This window comes from Nocardioides sp. (genome assembly GCF_036267815.1).
Lineage (GTDB): Bacteria > Actinomycetota > Actinomycetes > Propionibacteriales > Nocardioidaceae > Nocardioides.
Genome location: NZ_DATAVI010000039.1, coordinates 233,664 through 252,064 on the forward strand (window position 1 = coordinate 233,664; position 18,401 = coordinate 252,064).

20 protein-coding genes and 1 tRNA gene are annotated in these 18,401 nt (G+C 68.6%); 6 read left to right on the forward strand and 15 right to left on the reverse strand.

Annotation, left to right across the window (positions count from 1 at the left end):
- Nucleotides 1-14 precede the first annotated feature (14 nt).
- From VHW64_RS08810 to VHW64_RS08830, 5 genes are all read left to right on the forward strand, one after another.
- Nucleotides 15-575, forward strand: a complete 561-nt coding sequence (locus VHW64_RS08810; RefSeq protein ID WP_329650152.1) for an IclR family transcriptional regulator — start codon at nt 15-17, stop codon at nt 573-575.
- Nucleotides 576-623: 48 nt separating this feature from the next.
- Complete coding sequence (locus tag VHW64_RS08815) at nt 624-1,784, forward strand: aromatic ring-hydroxylating dioxygenase subunit alpha (RefSeq protein WP_329650153.1); 1,161 nt, start codon at nt 624-626, stop codon at nt 1,782-1,784.
- Nucleotides 1,781-2,794: a PDR/VanB family oxidoreductase gene (locus VHW64_RS08820; RefSeq protein WP_329650154.1), complete on the forward strand. Its 1,014-nt coding sequence runs from the start codon at nt 1,781-1,783 to the stop codon at nt 2,792-2,794. Before VHW64_RS08815 ends, VHW64_RS08820 begins: the two co-directional genes overlap by 4 nt.
- 93 nt (nt 2,795-2,887) lie before the next feature.
- Nucleotides 2,888-3,874: an MBL fold metallo-hydrolase gene (locus tag VHW64_RS08825; protein ID WP_329650155.1), complete on the forward strand. Its 987-nt coding sequence runs from the start codon at nt 2,888-2,890 to the stop codon at nt 3,872-3,874.
- A 59-nt stretch (nt 3,875-3,933) separates the two neighbouring features.
- Entirely contained in the window at nt 3,934-4,854 is a 921-nt protein-coding gene (locus VHW64_RS08830; RefSeq protein WP_329650156.1) for a fumarylacetoacetate hydrolase family protein, read from the forward strand.
- Between the two features lie 23 nt (nt 4,855-4,877).
- Here VHW64_RS08830 and VHW64_RS08835 read toward each other — a convergent pair whose 3' ends face one another.
- The 9 genes from VHW64_RS08835 to araB all read right to left on the reverse strand — a co-directional run bounded on the left by VHW64_RS08835 (nt 4,878) and on the right by araB (nt 14,044).
- The gene (locus VHW64_RS08835) at nt 4,878-5,483 is read right to left on the reverse strand and encodes a hypothetical protein (RefSeq protein ID WP_329650157.1); all 606 of its coding nucleotides are present in this window, start codon (nt 5,481-5,483) and stop codon (nt 4,878-4,880) included.
- Between the two features lie 101 nt (nt 5,484-5,584).
- Nucleotides 5,585-5,809 carry a hypothetical protein gene (locus VHW64_RS08840; protein WP_329650158.1) on the reverse strand — a complete coding sequence of 75 codons (225 nt, stop codon included), beginning with the start codon at nt 5,807-5,809 and terminating at the stop codon, nt 5,585-5,587.
- Nucleotides 5,810-5,907: 98 nt separating this feature from the next.
- Nucleotides 5,908-6,924 carry a LacI family DNA-binding transcriptional regulator gene (locus VHW64_RS08845; RefSeq protein WP_329650159.1) on the reverse strand — a complete coding sequence of 339 codons (1,017 nt, stop codon included), beginning with the start codon at nt 6,922-6,924 and terminating at the stop codon, nt 5,908-5,910.
- 10 nt (nt 6,925-6,934) lie between these two features.
- Nucleotides 6,935-7,729 (reverse strand): ATP-binding cassette domain-containing protein, encoded by a 795-nt coding sequence (locus VHW64_RS08850; RefSeq protein ID WP_329650160.1) that lies wholly within the window; start codon nt 7,727-7,729, stop codon nt 6,935-6,937.
- Nucleotides 7,722-8,753, reverse strand: a complete 1,032-nt coding sequence (locus tag VHW64_RS08855; RefSeq protein ID WP_329650161.1) for an ABC transporter permease — start codon at nt 8,751-8,753, stop codon at nt 7,722-7,724. Before VHW64_RS08855 ends, VHW64_RS08850 begins: the two co-directional genes overlap by 8 nt.
- 98 nt (nt 8,754-8,851) lie before the next feature.
- Nucleotides 8,852-9,967, reverse strand: coding sequence for a sugar ABC transporter substrate-binding protein (locus VHW64_RS08860; RefSeq protein WP_329650162.1), 1,116 nt, complete (start codon nt 9,965-9,967; stop codon nt 8,852-8,854).
- Between the two features lie 141 nt (nt 9,968-10,108).
- On the reverse strand, nt 10,109-11,611 hold the full coding sequence (gene araA, locus VHW64_RS08865) for an L-arabinose isomerase (protein WP_329650163.1): 1,503 nt from the start codon (nt 11,609-11,611) through the stop codon (nt 10,109-10,111).
- A gap of 64 nt (nt 11,612-11,675) precedes the next feature.
- Nucleotides 11,676-12,353 carry an L-ribulose-5-phosphate 4-epimerase gene (locus VHW64_RS08870; RefSeq protein ID WP_329650164.1) on the reverse strand — a complete coding sequence of 226 codons (678 nt, stop codon included), beginning with the start codon at nt 12,351-12,353 and terminating at the stop codon, nt 11,676-11,678.
- Nucleotides 12,350-14,044: a ribulokinase gene (gene araB / locus VHW64_RS08875; RefSeq protein WP_329650165.1), complete on the reverse strand. Its 1,695-nt coding sequence runs from the start codon at nt 14,042-14,044 to the stop codon at nt 12,350-12,352. Before araB ends, VHW64_RS08870 begins: the two co-directional genes overlap by 4 nt.
- 179 nt (nt 14,045-14,223) lie before the next feature.
- On the opposite strand from araB, the gene VHW64_RS08880 reads away from it, so the two are divergent.
- Nucleotides 14,224-15,468: an FAD-binding protein gene (locus VHW64_RS08880; RefSeq protein WP_329650166.1), complete on the forward strand. Its 1,245-nt coding sequence runs from the start codon at nt 14,224-14,226 to the stop codon at nt 15,466-15,468.
- 184 nt (nt 15,469-15,652) lie between these two features.
- Here VHW64_RS08880 and VHW64_RS08885 read toward each other — a convergent pair whose 3' ends face one another.
- From VHW64_RS08885 to nadD, 6 genes are all read right to left on the reverse strand, one after another.
- Entirely contained in the window at nt 15,653-16,150 is a 498-nt protein-coding gene (locus VHW64_RS08885; RefSeq protein ID WP_329650167.1) for a hypothetical protein, read from the reverse strand.
- A complete protein-coding gene (locus tag VHW64_RS20295) occupies nt 16,137-16,394 on the reverse strand; it encodes a helix-turn-helix transcriptional regulator (RefSeq protein WP_414690469.1) in 258 nt (85 codons plus the stop codon). The genes VHW64_RS08885 and VHW64_RS20295 overlap by 14 nt, the downstream gene beginning before the upstream one ends.
- Nucleotides 16,395-16,551: 157 nt before the next feature.
- Nucleotides 16,552-16,624, reverse strand: a tRNA-Ala gene (locus tag VHW64_RS08890).
- 36 nt (nt 16,625-16,660) lie between these two features.
- A complete protein-coding gene (locus tag VHW64_RS08895) occupies nt 16,661-17,356 on the reverse strand; it encodes a histidine phosphatase family protein (RefSeq protein ID WP_329650193.1) in 696 nt (231 codons plus the stop codon).
- The gene (gene rsfS, locus VHW64_RS08900; protein WP_329650168.1) at nt 17,349-17,729 is read right to left on the reverse strand and encodes a ribosome silencing factor; all 381 of its coding nucleotides are present in this window, start codon (nt 17,727-17,729) and stop codon (nt 17,349-17,351) included. The genes VHW64_RS08895 and rsfS overlap by 8 nt, the downstream gene beginning before the upstream one ends.
- Nucleotides 17,726-18,370: a nicotinate-nucleotide adenylyltransferase gene (gene nadD, locus VHW64_RS08905; RefSeq protein ID WP_329650169.1), complete on the reverse strand. Its 645-nt coding sequence runs from the start codon at nt 18,368-18,370 to the stop codon at nt 17,726-17,728. Before nadD ends, rsfS begins: the two co-directional genes overlap by 4 nt.
- Nucleotides 18,371-18,401: the final 31 nt, after the last annotated feature.

The following is an 18,401-nucleotide window of genomic DNA, read 5'->3' on the forward strand; positions in this document are numbered from 1 at the left end:
GCGTCGGGCTCCGGTTGTGGGAGGTCGGTTCGCTCGCCCCGCGCGGGACACCGCTGCGTGAGGTGGCCCTGCCGTTCTTGGAGGACCTCTACCTGGTGACCCGCGAGAACGTCCAGCTCGCCGTGCGGGAGGGGGCCGAGGTGGTCTTCGTGGAGCGGATCACCGGCCGTTCGGCCATCCCGGTGTTGACCCGGGTGGGCGGTCGCTTCGCACTCCACGCCACGGGCGTGGGTCTGGTGCTGCTCGCGCACGCTCCACTCGAGGTGCTCGAGCGGGTCCTCGACGGGGAGCTGACCCGCTACACGTCGGCCACGATCGTGGACCCGGGCCGGCTGCGCCGGGTCCTGGCCGGCGTGCGCCGTGACGGATACGCCGTCAGCCGCCGCGCGGTGACCGAGGACGCACTCTCGGTGGCCGCCCCGATCCTCGACGGCCGCGGAGGAGTGGCCGCCGCGGTCTCGCTGGTGGTCGCCGCCGAGGGCGCTCGGCCCGCCGCCCTGGTCCCGGTTGTCCGCACGGCGGCGCGCGGCATCTCGCGGGCCTACGCCAGGGCCGGTGGATCCGGCTTGCAGTGAATGCAAACGATGTGGCGGGCGCCACATCCCCCGGCGAACCCTGGAGTCATGAGCGACGATGCCCTCCGCGAGCGCGTGAACGCCAAGATCTTCCCCCACCCGCTGGACACGTGGTACGCCGTGGCATGGGACCACGAGGTCACGCACCGCGGCATCCTGGCCCGGACGGTCGCGGGACGGCCGATGGCGCTGTACCGCACCGAGGCCGGGCGACCCGTCGCGCTCGCCGATGCGTGCTGGCACCGGCTCGCACCGCTGTCGATGGGCAAGCTGGTCGGTGCGGACGAGATCCAGTGCCCTTACCACGGCCTGCGGTACAACCCGTCAGGCCGCTGCACCCGGCTCCCGGCGCAGGAGACCTTGAACCCCAGTGCCTCGGTGCCGTCCTACCCGATCGTCGAGCGCCACCGGTACCTCTGGGTGTGGCCAGGCGAGCCGGCGAGGGCCGATCCGGCAGCCATCCCGGACATGCACCAGATGGACGACCCGGCGTGGGCGGGCGACGGCCTGACCATCGAGGCGCGCTGCAACTACCAGCTCATCTTGGACAACCTGATGGACCTCACCCACGAGGAGTTCGTGCACGGCTCGACCCTGGGGCAGGACGAGCTGAGTCAGTCGGAGTTCAGCACCCGCCTGGAGAGCGACGACCACGTCAGCGTCACCCGGTGGATGATCGACGTCGCTCCGCCCTCGTTCTGGGCCAAGAACATCCGTGACCGGTTCCCGGACTTCTCGGGGCGCGTGGATCGATGGCAGATCATCCACTACTACGCTCCCAGCACGATCTGCATCGACGTCGGCGTCGCCCCGACCGGGACCGGTGCTCCCGAGGGCGACCGCAGCCAGGGTGTCAACGGCTACGTGATGAACACGATCACGCCGGAGACCGAGCGAAGCTCGCACTACTTCTGGGCCTTCATGCGCAACTACCGCCTCAGCAGCCAGCAGATCACCACCGAGCTGCGCAACGGCGTCAAGGGCGTGTTCGGTGAGGACGAGGTGATGCTGCAGGCGCAGCAGCAGGCCATCGACGCGAACCCCGACTACGCGTTCTACAGCCTCAACATCGACGCCGGCGGCATGTGGGTGCGCCGCATCCTCGACCGGATGCTGGCGGCCGAGGGGGCCCTTGACACCCCGCGGCCGGCCGCGCCGCCGGACGCGCGAGCACTCACCGGCGAACCCGCGCCCCCGGTCCTCCGATGACCAACACCGCTCTCCGGGACTGGCGCACCTGCCGCGTGGTGGAGAGCCGGACGGTCACCCCACGCGCTCGCCGGATCACCCTGGAGCGACCGGTTCCGCTGGGTCGCCCAGCGGCGCCCGGGTCCCATGTCGATGTCCGGGTCCGCCTGGGCGAGGGGCCCCTTGCGGCCACTGACATCCGGTCGTACTCCGTGGTCGAGTCGGACCCGACCGGCACCCTGCTCACCCTCACCGTGCAGCTGGCCGAGCACAGCCGAGGCGGCTCGGCGCATCTGCACAGCCTGCGGGTCGGCGACACTGTCGAGGCAACCAGGCCGCTGCAGGACTTCCCGCTCCTGGCCGGCGCCGATGGCTACGTCCTCCTGGCCGGAGGCATCGGGGTGACCGCCCTGGTCGGCGCCGCGCGCGCGCTGGCCCGGCTCGAGACCGACTACCGTCTCGTCTACGTCGGACGGTCCCGCGCGTCGATGGCCTACGTCGACCTGCTCCAGGCCGAGCACGGGCCACGGCTCGAGCTGCACGTCGACGACGAGGGCACGGCGCTCGACGTCGAAGCACTGGTCCACGAGGTCGCGGGTGCACCGGGCCGTCGCGAGCTCCTCATGTGTGGACCGGTGCGGCTGATGGATGCCGTCCGCCGGGCCTGGCAGAGCGCGGACCTCTCACCCGTCGACCTGCGCTTCGAGACCTTCGGCAACAGCGGCTGGTACGACGCCGAACCGTTCGAGGTGTGCCTCCCCGAGCAGGGGGTCGAGGCGGTCGTCGCACCCGATCAGACCATGCTCGAGGCACTCTCCGCCGCAGGCGCCGACGTGATGTGGGACTGTCGCAAGGGCGAGTGCGGCCTGTGCCTGATGAGCGTGACCGACCTGACAGGCAGGCTCGACCATCGTGACGTGTTCCTCAGTGACGCTCAGCAGCAGGGCGGTCGTCAGGTCTGTGTCTGCGTCGCCCGGGTCGTGGCGAACGCCGGCGCCGGTCCTGCCCGCGTCACGCTCGCCTTCGCCTGATCCGGGGGCTCGCGGCGACCCTGTGGATGCTTGCCAATCGGCTCGACGTCCTGGTCTACTAATCAGGAAACCTGTTTATATTCGGGGGGACCGTTGAACGCCGACCGGACCGGCCTGCGCCACGTGGCGGGAGGCAGCTACGCCTGGCTCCAGGGTGATGGGGGGTGGGGCCTGAGCAACGCCGGGGTGGTCGTGGGCGAGGACGAGGCCGTGCTGGTCGACACGCTCTTCGACCTGCCCCACACGCGCACGATGATGTCCCAGCTCGGCCCACTCACGGCCGGGACCCCGATCCGCACCGTCGTGAACACGCACGGCAACGGTGACCACTGGTTCGGCAATGCCCTGCTCGACGACCAGACCCGGATCGTCGCCGCCTCCGGCACGCTCGACGACATGCGCGCGGTGGGACCGGACACCGTGGCCCGACTGCTGCAGACTCCGGGGCAGGTCGGCGCCTTCGGCCGACGGATCTTCGGCGCCTTCGAGTTCGCCTCCATCCGGCCGCGCTATCCGACCGAGACCTACGAGGTCGAGCATCACGTGTCCCTGCGCGGCGTCGACCTGCTGCTGGTCGACGTCGGTCCGGCCCACACCTCGGCGGACACGATCGTGTACTGCGAGCGTGACGGTGTCGTGTTCACCGGCGACATCGTCTTCGCCGCAGGCACTCCCATCATGTGGGAGGGCCCCACCGAGAACTGGCTTCGCGCGTGTGCGCGCATTCGCGAGCTCGGTGCGCGCTACCTGGTGCCGGGTCACGGCCCGATCTCACCGATGAGCCGGCTGCGCGAGATGTCGGACTACCTGGAGCTCGTCCGCGAGCAGGCGGCTCGACGCCACGCCTTGGGGATGTCGATCGACCAGGCGGCGCGCGACATCGACCTCGGGTCGTTCACGAGATGGCCCGAGGCGGAGCGCCTTGCCGCCAATGTGGCGACGATCTACCGGGAGCTCTCATCGAGCCCGACTCCGCCCACACCGGGACCCGTGATGTTCGGGTGCATGGCGAGCCTGCGCGATCACTGGGACGCCCTTCGCAACGGGGCCGACAAGGCGACCGAGGCGCCCCAGCGATGAGGTGGGTCCGCTACCGTCACCGATCGGCCACAGCGGGAGAACGCCCTCGGGTCGGGGTCGTGGTCGGGGATGCCGTCCATGGCGGAGGGCCCGGTCTGTCCGTGCTCGAGCTGGTCGCCTCGGGCTCCCTACGTGACGTGGGAGCCCGTCTCCTCGGCGCACCCCAGGAGATCGTGCCGCTCGCCGAGGCCTGGCTGGCACCGCCGATCGAGACGCCGCCATCAGTCCGCGACTTCATGGCCTTCGAGCGTCATGTCGAAGGCATGGGCCGACTCGTCGGCGCGACGCCGTCAGTGCCCGAGATCTGGTACCGACAGCCGCTCTTCTACTTCTCCAACCCGGCCGGCCTACTCGGTCCGCATGATGACGTCACCACGCCGCCCGGCTGTCAGGTCTTCGACTTCGAGCTCGAGGTCGCGGCGGTGGTCGGCCCGGCGCCCGGTGTCCCACGGCTCGCCGACCTGACCGTGACGGAGGCGGCACACTGCATCGTCGGCTACGCGCTCATGAACGACTGGTCCGCGCGCGACCTCCAGGCAGTCGAGATGGAGGGGCCCCTCGGCCCTTGCAAGGGCAAGGACTCCGCGATCAGCCTTGGCCCGTGGCTGATCACCGCTGAGGAGCTGCCCGGGCTCGCCGAGGGCCAGCCAGGTGGTCCGACCCTGGTGGCATCGGTCGACGGCGCTCAGTTCGGTGGCGACTCGTTGGACCGCATGGCGTGGAGCTTTGCCGAGATCGTCTCCTACGCATCGCGCGGCACCCAGCTCCAAGCCGGCGACCTGATCGGCTCGGGCACCTGCGGCGGCGGCTGCATTGCCGAGCGGTGGGGTCGGTCGGGTCGCGACAGCTTCCCATCTCTGCAGCCCGGCCAGCGGGTCACCCTGGACGGCGGGCCCCTGGGCTGGCAGTCGAGCCTGGTCCTTCCCGCCGCACACCTGCGCGCCCCCCTGCGCGACCGCCGGGCGCCGGCCGGGTCGTGAGGACGCTGGACCAGCTGGCCTCGTCACGCGTGACGATGGGCGGCCGCAAGGTCGAACCAGCCCCAGACCTCCTCGGCGGTCTCGACGATCAGCCTCAGCTTCGCGATCTCTTCCTCGTAGGTGAGCGCAATGCCCTCGACTGTCGAGGAGAAGCCGCACCGTGGTGACAGGCAGAGCTGGTCCAGTGACACGTACTCTGATGCCTCGTCGATCCGACGCTTCAGCTGGCGCTTGTCCTCCAGCACACCGTTCTTGGTCGTCACGAGTCCAGGAGCTACCTGCTCGCCCGCCGGCACGAACCGCAGCGAGGCAAACCCGCCCGAGCGCTCGTCGTCGTACTCGAGGAAGAGGCCGTCGACCTCGAGCTCGCTGAACAGTGCCTCGGCGACGAAGTCGCAGCCAACCTCGGCCGTGCCCGAGGAGCGGAAGTCTCCCCGGCACATGTGGGTGGTGACTCGTATCCCGTCCGGCCGGCGGCTCGGAGCGGCGTTGATGTTGCGGATGTAGAGCTCGTGTTGGTGCTCCGGCTCATCCTGCGCATATGCCCTCGTCAGGTCGGCCCAGAACTGCTCGAGGTCGGCGTAGACGTCCGTGTCGACCGCCGCGCGGCCACCCCGGTAGTGGACCATGCTCGGCGACGGGATGGTCAGCTTCGGCGTCTGCGCGTCGCTCGCGTGCTGGCGAGGATAGTTGAACCCATCACCGAGGATCGTGGGTCACCGGCGTCGGCTCAGCCGATGAGGTGCTCGACCGCGAGCTGTTGGAGTCGGACAAAGCCGTAGTCGAGCTCGGCTGCCTGCTCGGGGTCGAAGCCGTCGTCGGTCGCCAGGAGGTCCGCGACCGACTCGCCGTCGGCCAGGGTGGGTTGTGCCGGGTCCAGGACTCCCGAATGGGCCATCGCCTCAAGCACGTGAGGGTCCGAACGGAACGCCTCCGACTTCTCAGCGAGCAGCATCTGGGGCATTGTGCGAGGTCGCCGGGCCCTGGGACGGTGACCACCTGGAGCGTTGGGCACATGGCCACCTACAGTCTCTCCGACCGGGCGCGGCGCTGTCAGGACCGCGGTCTTCCCACGCTGGCGCGAACGACGAGCTCGGGAGCGAGCGGAGCCACCTGCGACATGGTTCCCTCGAGACGCCACGTGAGGATCGCCTTGATCGCGTGTTCGGCCACGGCTGCGAAGTCGGGCCTGACCGTCGTGAGGGGTGGCGAGAGGTAGGGGGCCTCGGGAATGTCGTCGAACCCGACGATGCTGAGGCGTCCCGGCACGGTGAGTCCGCGGTCCTGGAGCGCTTTGGTGATCCCGAGGGCGAGGTGGTCGTTGGCCGCGAAGACCGCCGTGACGTCCGGCATCCCGGCCAGCATCTGCCCGGCACGATAGCCGGACTCCGGAGTCCAGTCGGCGGCGATGACCGGGGGCGGCTCGACGCCCGCCGCCTCCAGGGTGCTGCGCCAGCCCTTGATCCGGCCGGCGCTGTCGAACCACTCGGCCGGCCCGGACACGTGCCAGACGGACCGGTGGCCGGCGTCGAGGAGGTGTTGCGTGGCGAGCCGGGCGCCCTCGGCCTGGTCGACCGTCACCAGTCCGGAGCGACGAGAAGGGTCACCGTCGATCGCCACGATGGGGACGTCGAGGCGCAAGGAGTCCAAGGCCTCCTGGGCAGTGGGCACGGGAACGATGACCACGATGCCGTCGACGCGCTGGTCCAGATGCCGCTCCACCGCTTGGGCCACAGAGGCGCGGTCCACCTCGCGAACGCTGGCGGTCGAGACACTGAACCCGGCATCTGCTGCCGCCAGTTCGAGCGCGATCCGCAGCCGCGACGGTCCGTACAGCGGGGTCGCCTGGCTCACCACGCCGATGGTCCACGTCGCGCCGGTGACCAGGGCCCGCGCAGCGTTGTTGGGGCGATAGCCCAGCTCCGCCATGGCCGCCTGCACGCGCAGGCGTGTGCTCTGGCGGACGCTCGCGTGTCCGTTGAGCACCCGCGAGACCGTCTGATGCGACACTCCTGCGGCGCGAGCGACATCGGTCATCGCGGGTGCCCGACCGCGATCTGGTCGCTCCACGGGGACGATGCTAGTTCCCCGTCGGACCCAGCGCCGCGCGACGGGCCCGTCGGTACTCCTCGACGACGATCTCGTTGAGCTCCTCGACCGAGGTGTCAGCAGTCGGCTTGTCGAAGGTGATCTCGCCGGCCTGGATGAGATTCACCCGGTCACAGGACTGCAGCACGTGAACGTAGTTGTGCGCGATCATGATGATCGACACACGGCCCTCTTCGCGCAGGTGCTGCACCAGGTCCAGGATCATCGCCCCTTCCTTGGCGCCCATCGCTGCCAACGGCTCGTCGAGCAGGACGATGTCCGCGTCCGAGGTCACGGTGCGGGCGACCGCGATCGCCTGCCTCTGGCCGCCCGAGAGCCGTGCGACGGGAACGTCGAGCCGAGGAATGTTGATCCCGATCTCGTCGAGCGCCTCGCGCGTCGCCGCCCGCATCTCTCGCTTGGCCAGGAGAGCAAGGGGCCGACGGACCTTCTCGCGCTTGAGAAACATGTTCTGCACGACGTCGAGCTCGTTGACGAGCGCTAGGTCCTGATAGACGCAGTCGATGCCGAGCGACCGCGCGTGCCCGACATCGCGGAACACGACCTCCTCGCCCTTGACCACCACACGCCCCTCGTCGGGCTTCTGGAAGCCGGCCAGGATCTTCATCAGGGTCGACTTGCCGGCGCCGTTGTCGCCGAGCAGCCCGAGCACCTCCCCTTTGCCCAGACGCAGGTTGATGTCGCGCAGCGCCGTTACCGGCCCGAACCGCTTGGAGACGTGTTCGACCCGGAGAACGTCTTCGCGATGCTCGGCGGCCTCAGGCATAGCCACTGCCCTTTCGCACTCGCCCGACGTAGGTGTTGATGCACATCGCGACCAGGATGGCCAGCCCGAGGATGAAGTCGAGATAGTCGGCGTCGACGCCCTCCAAGACGAGGCCGTCGCGCAGGATCCCGAGGAACAGGGCGCCCAACAGCGCGCCTACGATCGTGCCTTCACCACCGGTCAGCAGCGAGCCACCGATCACCGCGGCGGACACGGCACGGAACATCGTCTCCGCCGCTCCCGCCGTGTCCGGCGTCACCGAGCTGGCGCGGACGGCCTCAAGGACGCCCACGAACCCCGCCAGGAACGCACACAGCACGAAGTTCCGGATGACGATGGCGCGCACCTTGATCCCGGCCTCGGCCGCTCCGTGTCGGTTGCCGCCCACCGCCACGGTGTACATGCCCCACCGCGTCGAGGTGAGAACGGTGTGCAGGCAGGCCACTGCGACCAAGGCCCAGATCAGCTCGGAGTAGGTTCCGGCACCGAACAACCTGGCAAACCCGCCCACGTGGTTGACCTGCTCCTGCAGCGAGATGTGGTGGCCGTTGACCACCTTCGTCACGGTCTCGGTCGTGGTTCGGACCTCGGCGCCGGGCATGGCGACCGGTGCCGCGCCGGAGATGATCAGGGTCAAGCCGCCGACGCCGAGGAGCGTGCCGAGGGTGACGATGAACGACGAGATCCCGGCGAACACCGTCAAGAACCCGTTCAACGCGCCTATCAGGGCGGCGCAGACCAGCGACAGGAGCAGGTCCGCCCAGAGCGGCAGACCGGCCTGGTGGAACTCGTAGAACATGAAGGGGGTGAACAGGTAGACCGATCCGATCGACAGGTCGATCTCACCGGCCACCATCAGCATGACCTCGCCGACTGCGAGGATCGCGAACGGGGCGAAGTACGGCAACAGCGTCTGCATGTTCGCCGTCGTGAGGAACCGGTCGTTGACGACCGAGAAGTAGGCGATGGCGAGGACAGTCACCACGACGATGCTGCCCTCGCGCAGGGTGAGCAACCGTCGCACGGTCGACTCACCTCTGCTGGTCCCGCCTCCTCTCCCAGGCTGTGCCGAGGGCGTCGGGCTGCCTCCTGCCGTAGGTGAGTCCACGCCCGAGGAGCTCATCAGCTCGAGCTCACCCCCACCGACTTCGACGTACCCTCGAAACGCGACTTGGTGCCGTTGTAGGGGACCACGGTGGTCTTGTCGAGGAACTTGAGGCCGGTGTTGACGTCAGCCATCCCGCTCAGCGTCTTCGACACCGAGTAGAGGTAGAGCTCCAGGACCGGTAGGAAGCCCTGTAGGTACGGCTGCTGGTCGATGGTGAAGTCCAGCTGGTCCTGAGCCAGCAGGTTCTGGGTGATCGGCGTGAGGTCGTAGCCCCCCGCCTTGACCCCCTTGGAGCGCAACGAGTGCTTCTGCATGGTCTGGGCAACGCTCTGGGTGCTACCGGCATCGACGGCGAAGAGTCCCTTGACGTCCGAGTGGCCCGTGACGTACGAGTCGATGGTCGAGAGCTCTGCCGGGACGGCCGCACCTGTGGCGACGGTCGAGGTCGTGATCGACGAGTGAGCCTTGAGCACCGAGAGCGCGCCGTCGATGCGGGGCTGCAGGTTGGACGAACCCGGCGTCGCGATGAATATCGCGACAGGACCGGAGCCGACGAGGTCGACGATGCGGTTGCCCATCTCCTGGCCCGACGCATACAGGTCCTGGCCGATGTAGGCGAGACGCCCGTTGCCGCTCGCGTCGGCGTTGTACCCCACGACCGGGATGTCCGCCTTCAGTGCCGTGTCGGTCGGGGCGTTGAAGGCTCGGTCGTCCACCAGAGCGATGGCGATTCCGTCGGCTCCGCCGGTGATCGCGGTGTTCGTCGCGTTGACCATCTCGTTGACGTTGCTGTTCTCCGACCCGGTCCACTGGTAGGAGCAGCCAAGAAGGTCGCAGGCGTCTTGCGCGCCGTAGCGGGTGGGGACGAAGAACGGGTTGGTCGTCACATGGTTCACGAAGACGAACTTGAGCTTCTGCGAGCTTCCGAAGATCCCGCCGCTCGACCCGGAGCTGCTCGAATCCGCCTTGGAACCACACGCCGCGAGCAGCGCGGTCACCAAGGCTCCACCACCGCCGGCCAGCGCGGCGCGGCGCGCCACGTGGAACCGTGGACTGCGATCCGGCGTGGAGCGGCGCCCGTCCTGCCACTCCAAGCGGTCGAGAGCGGCCTCAGCAATGTCAGCGTTCACATTCTCATCCTGCATGAGTCTTCTCCTCGGACTGGCGGATGCTTCGCTCGAAGCGCTTTCCTCGTCAAGCGTCGGATGTTATCGCTCACATCTGAGGTGTGTCAATCGTCACACTCGGGCCGCGAGCGGCGGCTTGCCGCGTCACAAACGGCCCGCGAGCCGGTAGTAGGCGGCGTTCCACCGGAGCTCCTGCTGGAGCGACCGGATGGTGGTGTTCATGTCGATACAGACCAGCTCGGTGGCTACCATCTCGCCGAAGTCCTCCAGGACCTCTCTCTCCAGTGCGGTCGACAGCACCGTGTGGTGTGGAGCGCCAGCCGTGATCCAGGCTTCGGCCGACGTGTGCAGCGATGGCTCCGGCTTCCACACCGCGCGTGCCACGGGCAGGTTCGGGAGCGGCTCGTCGGGATCGACGACCTCGATCACGTTCGCGGTCAGCCGGAAGCGGTCGCCGAGATCGGAGAGGCCGACCACGAGGCCTGGACCTGGATCGGCGGAGAACCTCAGGCGCACCGAGTCCTCACGGCCACCGATCGCCAGCGGGTGGACCTCCAGCGACGGTCTGCTCGCGGTGAGGGTGGGGCACACCTCGAGCATGTGGGCTCCCAGGATCTTCTCCTCGCCGGGAACCAGGTGGTAGGTGTAGTCCTCCATGAACGAAGTGCCACCGAGAATTCCGTGCGCCATCGTCTTGCAGGTGCGGACCAGGGCTGCCGTCTTCCAGTCACCTTCGCCGCCGAAGCCGTAGCCGTCGGCCATCAGTCGTTGAACCGCGAGTCCGGGCAGCTGCTTCAGGCCACCGAGGTCCTCGAAGTTGGTGGTGAACGCGTGGAAGCCCCCCGCTTGGAGAAAGTCGCGCAAGCCGCGCTCGATGCGTGCCCCGTCGACCAAGGAGTCGTGACGGTCCCCGTCGGGAAGAAGCTCACTGGCGACGTCGTAGAGGTCGAGGCACTCGCTGACGATCTCGCCGACGCCCTTCGGATCAGCAGCGTCGACACTCGCGACGAGGTCGTTGACCCCATAGGTGTTGACGGAGACGCCGAATTGGATCTGCGCCGCGACCTTGTCGCCCTCGCTGACGGCGACATCACGCATGTTGTCGCCGAACCGGGCGAGTCGCAGGCCGTGCAGATCGGCTGTGCCAAGGGCGGCGCGGCACCAGTTTGCGACCCGGCCCCGGACGCGAGGGTCGCCGACGTGGCCGGCGATCGTGTGGCGGCGGATGTCGACACGAGACTGGATGTGGCCGAACTCCCGGTCGCCGTGCGCAGCCTGGTTCAGGTTCATGAAGTCCATGTCGATGGTGCCCCACGGGAGCTCCACGTTGGCCTGGGTATGCAGATGGAGGAGCGGCTTGCTGAGGGCCTCGAGGCCGAGGATCCACATCTTCGCCGGCGAGAACGTGTGCATCCACGCCATGACGCCCACACAGCTGTCGTCGGCGTTCGCTTCGAGCATGACGTGGCGGATCGCCTCGGCGTCCAGGAGGACCGGCTTCCACCTGACGGTGACCGGGAGGTCGCCGGAGGCCTGGAGCCTGGTAGCCACCATGGTGGATTGACCGGCGACCTGCTCGAGGGTCTCGGGTCCATAGAGGTCTTGGCTGCCGGTCAGGAACCAGACTTCAGGGTCTGAGGTGGTCACGCGGGGGCCCCTTTCGGCTTACGTCCTGCCGGCGCACGCACGAGCGCGGCCCGGCCCAGCCCGGTCACGGTTGGCCGTAGACGTTCTGGTAGCGCTCGAACAAGGCGTCTACCGCACTGGAGTCGATGTCGACCGGCGCTCCGAGCTGTCGGGCGATATGGACCGTTCGGGCGACGTCCTCGCACATGACCGCGGCCTTGACCGCAGTGCGCGCGTCCTCGCCGATGGCGAACACGCCATGGTTCTGCATCAGGACTGCTCGTGACCGGTGGCCGGTCAGGGTCTCGACGATGCCCTTGCCGACGGAGTCGTCACCGATGACGGCGAAGGGTCCGACCGGGATCTCACCGCCGAACTCGTCGGCGACCATGGTCAGCACACAGGGGATCGGCTCACCGCGGGCGGCCCAAGCGGTCGCGTACGTGGAGTGGGTGTGCACCACACCACCGACCTGAGGCATGTGCCTGTAGACATAGGCCTGCGCCTCGGTATCCGACGACGGTGCGTGCTCACCTTCGATGACGCGTCCGTGGAGATCGCAGACCACCATGTTCTCGGGGGTGAGCTCGTCGTAGTCGACGCCGGACGGCTTGATGACGAGCAAGTCGTGGCCAGGGACGCGCGCCGACACGTTCCCCGCCGTCCACACCACGAGCTGATACCTGGTGAGGTGCCCGTGAAGGCGCGCGACCTCCAGACGAAGACGCCACACGCTGGCGGCGACGTCGGCCGTGACACTCATGGGCGGTCCCCGTCTGCAACGCTCTGCGCCGCTGCCAGCGCATGGCGTCGCCTCCCGCGTAGGCGGCGCATCAGCTGGCTGTCGCGCCCGAAGTGGTCGTGCACCTCGAGGTAGTCGACGAACATCTCGTCGTATCGCTTCGATCGTCGGGCATCAGGCTGGTAGGCGGCGACCTGTCGGCGACCCATCGCGTCGCTGGCCCCGGCGACGTCCGGGTAGGCGCCCGCCGCGACGGCGGCGTGGATCGCGGACCCGAGGGCCGAGCCATGGTCGCTGGTCATGACGCTGAGGGGCATTCCCAGCACGTCGGAGCAGATCTGCATCAGCAAGACGTTCTTGAGCAGCCCTCCGGCGACGATGAACTCCTCGACCGGAACGCCAGCATCGCGGAACGCCTCGACGATGACCCGGGTGCCGAACGCCGTCGCCTCGAGGAGGGCACGGTACTGGTGCTCCGGACTCGTCGCCAGAGTCAGGCCGACCACCAGCCCTGACAACTCGTGATCGACCAGCACCGACCGGTTGCCACTGTGCCAGTCGAGGACGACGAGCCCGTGTTCTCCGACCTCCTGGCGAGCCGCGAGAGCGGTGAGGTGGTCATGAAGTGACACGCCGTCCCGCCGTGCGGCGTCCGCATAGGAGGCGGGCACCTGGGTGTCGACGAACCAGCCGAAGATGTCACCGACGCCGCTCTGGCCCGCTTCGTAGCCGTAGAGACCCTCGACGATGCCGCCATCGACGACACCGCACATGCCCGGGACCTCCGTGAGCCGATCGGAGCTCATCACGTGGCAGGTGGAGGTCCCCATGATGGCAACCATCTGACCGGGCCGGACAGCCTGCGCGGCCGGTGCGGTGACGTGGGCGTCCACGTTGCCTGCGGCGACTGCGATCCCAGCGGGCAGGCCTGTCCACGTCGCGGCCTCGTCGGTCAGGGAGCCGGCCCGGGAGCCGAGGGCGACCAGGTCGTGGCGGAGCTTGTCGCGCACGAACCTCCCGAATCCGGGCGCCAATGCCTCGAGGTAGTCCGGTGAGGGGTACTCGCCGTCCTGGAAGATACCCTTGTAGCCGGCCGCGCAGGCGTTGCGCTGATAGGTCCCGGTCAGCTGCCACACGATCCAGTCGGCCGCCTCGACCCAGGCGTCCATGGCGTCGTAGACCTGGCGGTCCTCCTCATACATTTCGAGGGCTTTCGCGAACTCCCACTCCGAGGAGATGAAGCCGCCGTACCGCGGTAGCCACGGCTCGCGCCGTTGCTCGGCCAGCTGGTTGATCCGGTCGGCCTGGGCCTGTGCCGAGTGGTGCTTCCATAGCTTCACGTATGCATGGGGACGGTCGGCGTAGCTGGGGACCTCGTTCAGGGGTGTGCCGTCGTCCAGCACGGGAATCATCGTGCATGCGGTGAAGTCGGTCGCCAGACCGATCACGTCCGCCGGGTCGATGCCGGCCGAGGCGAGCGCGGCCGGCACGGCATCTGAGAGAACGGCGCAGTAGTCCGCAGGCACCTGGAGCGCCCAGTCAGACGGCAGTGCGCGGCCCGAAGGGAGCCGACGGTCCATCACCCCATGCGGGTAGTCGGCGACGGCCACGGCCAGTTCCTCGCCGTCGGACACCCGCACCACGACAGCGCGGCCGGACAGAGTCCCGAAGTCGACACCGACGACGTACTGTTCGGCGGAACGGTTGGGCACTGGTGGGCCTTCCTGACGAATGTTAGCGGTCACAATTGTGGCTGCCGCCTGGAGTGCGGTCAAGGAGCGGCCGGTCTCGACCCGAAGGCGGAGGTCTCGAAGTTGCTGGCGATCCGGATGCCTCGCGTGGCGGGCGACTCCGAGTGCTGCGGTGTCATGTGACCGCTAACATCAATGGAATGAGGAACTGGGCTGGCAACGTCGACTACTCCAGTGCAGACCTTCGGACCCCGGCGACGGTCGAAGAGCTCCAGGAGCTCGTCAGCACCTCCCCGAGGGTCCGCGCGACCGGAACGAGACACTCGTTCTCTGGGGTGGTCGACACGAGCGGCGTCTTGGTGAGCACGACGCGCCTGGGTCGCGCAGTCGAGATCGACGAGGCCCGGGAGCTCGCCTGGGTCCCGGCGGCCGCGACCTACGCCCAGGTCGCACCCGTCCTCGAGGGCGCCGGATGGGCTCTGCACAACATGGCCTCGCTTCCGCACATCTCCGTGGCCGGAGCGTGCGCGACCGGGACCCATGGCTCAGGTGTCGGCAATGGCTGCCTTGCCTCGCGGGTCGTCGGGGTCGAGGCCGTGGCCGGAACCGGCGAGCTGGTCACCGGCGGCGCCGGCGACCCGGACTTCGGCGGGCTGGTGCTCTCGCTCGGTTCCTGGGGAGTCACCACCAGGTTGGCCGTCGCGGTGGAACCGTCGTACACGGTGGGTCAGGAGGTCGTGCTGGACGTGCCACTGACGTCGGTGGCGCGCGAGATCCAGAGCATCCTGGCTGCGGCGTACAGCGTGAGCCTGTTCCTGTCCTTCCGAGACCCGGCGGTCGTCGACTCGATGTGGTTCAAGCAACGAGGTACCGACGGCGTTCCGTTGGAGGGTCTGTGGGGTGGCCGACGGGCTGACATCCAGGTGCACCCCATCGTCGGCCTCGATCCGCACGCGGCCACCAACCAGCTCGGATCCTCCGGCCCTTGGTTCGAGCGTCTCCCGCACTTCAAGCCTTCGTTCACTCCGAGCGCCGGCGACGAGCTCCAGTCAGAGTTCTTCGTCCCTCGAGACGCTGCCTCCGAGGTCCTACCGGCTCTCTCGGGCCGATCGGGGGAGTTCGCAGCAGCGCTGCGGACCATGGAGATCCGCACCATCGCATCCGACGAGATGTGGCTGAGCCCGTTTCAAGGACGAGAGACCTTGGCGGTTCATGCCACCTGGACGTCGGACTTCGACTCGGTCCGGCCGGCGCTCCAGCGGCTCGAAGACGTCTTGAGGCCCTTCGAACCGCGGCCTCACTGGGGGAAGGTGTTCCTCGACTTCGACAAGGACTGGGTGGCGAGCACCTATCCCGAAACGCCGAAGTACCGCGAGCTCGCCGAACGTCTGGACCCCGAACGACGGTTCGTGAACACCTTCGTGGAGGATCTCGGGATCCGCTGAGTGCTGACCCCCCGGCAAACCACTGTCGTTGCGTGTTGCGTGTTGCGTGTTGCGCGGTGCGGATGCACCAGGATTCGGAGTCAGCGGCCGGGGGCAGTCGGATGAACCCCGGTCTCCACGCTGGTGGAGCGGTCGACCTGAACCGTCCCGGCATGTCCGGAGGCTCCGGACTCGCCGGGGCGGTTCAGGCCAGTGCGTCGTGGCGTAGTGCGTAGGCGGACAGTTGGTGCAAGAGTGTGCGGGAGTGCTTGGCGCGAGAGTACGAGAAAGCCGCCTGTGCCTTGAGAAGGATTTCGACCCGCCCAGTGGTGATCTCACCCAGCGTGTAGTTGTCGAAGTGCGGCATGACGTGTGCGCGCAGGTCGTCGCGATAGTTCTCCTTGGTGCCCTCGGAGATGTCGCGCAGCTCCAGGTCCGCCAGCCACAGCTCGGCGAGGTCCGTGAAGCGGCTGGAAACGTTCAGTAGGCCACCGCTGCCGTAACCGGGCCGGCGCAGGAGCCGGTCTCTCAGAAGCGACGTGGCCGCGCTGCGCGACGAGCCGGTGGCCCCGACCTGCCGCAGTTGACCGTCCAGGTCGCGGAACCGGGTCGCGGCGACGTAACGGCGGTCGGCACCCTTGCGGCGTACGTTGATCGCGCCGTAGGTGCGGTCCTGGGCCGTCCGGCGGTCATCGTCGGTCAACAGCGCGGTGTCGGTCGGCGTCCTCGGCTTCGAGACGCGCGAGCCAGGCCCCGACCTCGCTGGCGCGGAACCTGAGCTCCCGGCCAACGCGGAAGTTCCTCGGTCCGCGGCCCTGGCTGCGCAGGTCGTAGATGGTCTGGCAGCTGACCTGCAGTCTCTTGGCGGGCTCTTTGAGAGACCAGGCCTGTTCGAGGGCCCCGTGGACGACGGTTGCGTTGCTTTCAACACCGTTGGTTGGCTCCATGAGCGAGGTGCGCGAGGCGAGCCGAGCGCGGACCCAAATCTCCCGAGACGGCCCCACCTCCGGTCGAGATCGGACCGATAAGTGTTCCCTTTGTGTGACCTGGCCACGCCGTTCCCTCCGTGAGGGTTCAGAACATGGCCCTGACCTGCGTGTTCGGTGGAGCTGAGGGGACTCGAACCCCTGACCCTCTGCATGCCATGCAGATGCGCTACCAGCTGCGCCACAGCCCCATTCGATCCCGCCGACCGGCGGCAACTCGCGGAATCTTAGCCAACGGGGGCGTCGGCGGCGAAATCGGGCCCGTGGCGCAGCCCGCCCGCCTTCTCGTTGTACGACGTGAGCCGGACCTCGCCCTGGGGGCCGGAGTCGGAGAGCATGCTGTAGCCGCAGTTCTCCATGCCCTGGAGCGACCGCGACAGCTCACCGGGCCAGCCCAGCAGTCCCATCAGCCCGACCTTCAGGCATCCGCCGTGAAGCACCGCGATGCCGGTCTGACCCGCCGACAGCGCCCCCAGGCAGTCGTGCAGCGCGGGCACGATCCGGCTGCGAACCTGCTCGGTGCTCTCCTCCCCGCGGACCAGCCGCCGACCGTCGCCGCGTCGCCACGAGGAGAACGCCTCGGGATAGGTGGCCGCGAACTCCGGCAGCGTGAGCCCGGAGCGCCGGCCCACGTCGTACTCCCGCAGCCGGGGGTCGGGCTCGATGGCGAGCCCGGTCGTCGCGGCGACCCGCTCGGCGGTCTGCATGGCCCGCATCAGGTCGCTCGACCACAGGCGGACCGCGCCGATGCCCGCGAGCGCCTGGGCCACGGCCTCGGCCTGGGCGTGACCGACCGCGTTGAGCGGGACGTCGGCGTGGCCCTGGGCGCGCTCCTCGACGTTCCAGTCGGTCTCACCGTGCCGCAGCAGGACCAGCGTGCGTGGGCGGGTGGACGACGGGCGCGGGGCGCCCTCGTCACCCAGTGGTCGCCCCGGTGACGTCGGCCGGCAGGGCGATCAGGGGGCAGTCCCGCCACAGCCGCTCCAGGGCGTAGAACTGTCGCTCCTCCTCGTGCTGCACGTGGACGACGACATCGCCGTAGTCGATCAGCACCCAGCGGCCGTCGCGCTCGCCCTCGCGTCTGATCGGCTTCACACCGAGGTCGCGGAGCTTGTCCTCGATCTCGTCCACGATCGCCTTGACCTGACGGTCGTTGCCGGCCGAGGCCAGCACGAACGCGTCGGTGATCGCCAGCTGGTCGCTGACGTCGAAGGCCATGATGTGTCGCGCCAGCTTGTCGGAGGCGGCGCGGGCGGCGGTGTGGACGACGGACACGGCGTGGTCGGTTGCAGTCATGCAGAGCTTTCGGTGCTGGCGAGAGGGGCACGAGCCTCGGTGCGTGGGTACAGCTGGTGCTTGGCGATGTACTGGACGACGCCGTCGGGCACGAGGTACCACACGGGCTCGCCCCGCATCGTACGACGGCGCACGTCGGTCGAGCTGATCGCCAGCGCCGGCACCTCGACCATGGTCACCCGGTCGGCGGGGATCTTGCCGAGGGTCTCGGCGTCCATCACGAAGCCGGGACGGGTGCACCCGACGAACTGCGCCATCTCGAAAAGCTCCTCGGCGTCACGCCAGGTGAAGATGTCGGCCAAGGCGTCGGCGCCGGTGATGAAGTAGAGCTCCGAGCCCGGCAGCGCCGAGCTGAGGTCGCGCAGGGTGTCGACGGTGTACGTCGGACCGCCGCGGTCGATGTCGGCCCGCGACACCCAGAACCTCGGGTTCGAGGCGGTCGCGATGACGGTCATCAGATAGCGGTCCTCGGCGGCTGCGACCTGCCGGTCGGCCTTCTGCCAGGGCGCGCCGGTCGGCACGAACACGACCTCGTCCAGGTCGAACCAGGACTGCACCTCGGAGGCGGCCACGAGGTGCCCGTGGTGGATGGGGTCGAAGGTGCCGCCCATCACCCCGACCCGGCGGGCACGGCTCGTCATCGCGCAGGCCTCGGACGCGGAGCGCTCAGCT

Coding starts and splice junctions, on each gene's coding strand:
- VHW64_RS08850 (WP_329650160.1), bottom strand. CDS start 7,729: ATGCCTGAGGCCGCCGAGCATCGCGAAGACGTTCTCCGGGTCGAACAC.
- VHW64_RS20295 (WP_414690469.1), bottom strand. CDS start 16,394: ATGGAGCCAACCAACGGTGTTGAAAGCAACGCAACCGTCGTCCACGGG.
- VHW64_RS08820 (WP_329650154.1), top strand. CDS start 1,781: ATGACCAACACCGCTCTCCGGGACTGGCGCACCTGCCGCGTGGTGGAG.
- nadD (WP_329650169.1), bottom strand. CDS start 18,370: ATGACGAGCCGTGCCCGCCGGGTCGGGGTGATGGGCGGCACCTTCGAC.
- VHW64_RS08815 (WP_329650153.1), top strand. CDS start 624: ATGAGCGACGATGCCCTCCGCGAGCGCGTGAACGCCAAGATCTTCCCC.
- VHW64_RS08835 (WP_329650157.1), bottom strand. CDS start 5,483: ATGGTCCACTACCGGGGTGGCCGCGCGGCGGTCGACACGGACGTCTAC.
- VHW64_RS08870 (WP_329650164.1), bottom strand. CDS start 12,353: ATGAGTGTCACGGCCGACGTCGCCGCCAGCGTGTGGCGTCTTCGTCTG.
- VHW64_RS08880 (WP_329650166.1), top strand. CDS start 14,224: ATGAGGAACTGGGCTGGCAACGTCGACTACTCCAGTGCAGACCTTCGG.
- VHW64_RS08840 (WP_329650158.1), bottom strand. CDS start 5,809: ATGCTGCTCGCTGAGAAGTCGGAGGCGTTCCGTTCGGACCCTCACGTG.
- rsfS (WP_329650168.1), bottom strand. CDS start 17,729: ATGACTGCAACCGACCACGCCGTGTCCGTCGTCCACACCGCCGCCCGC.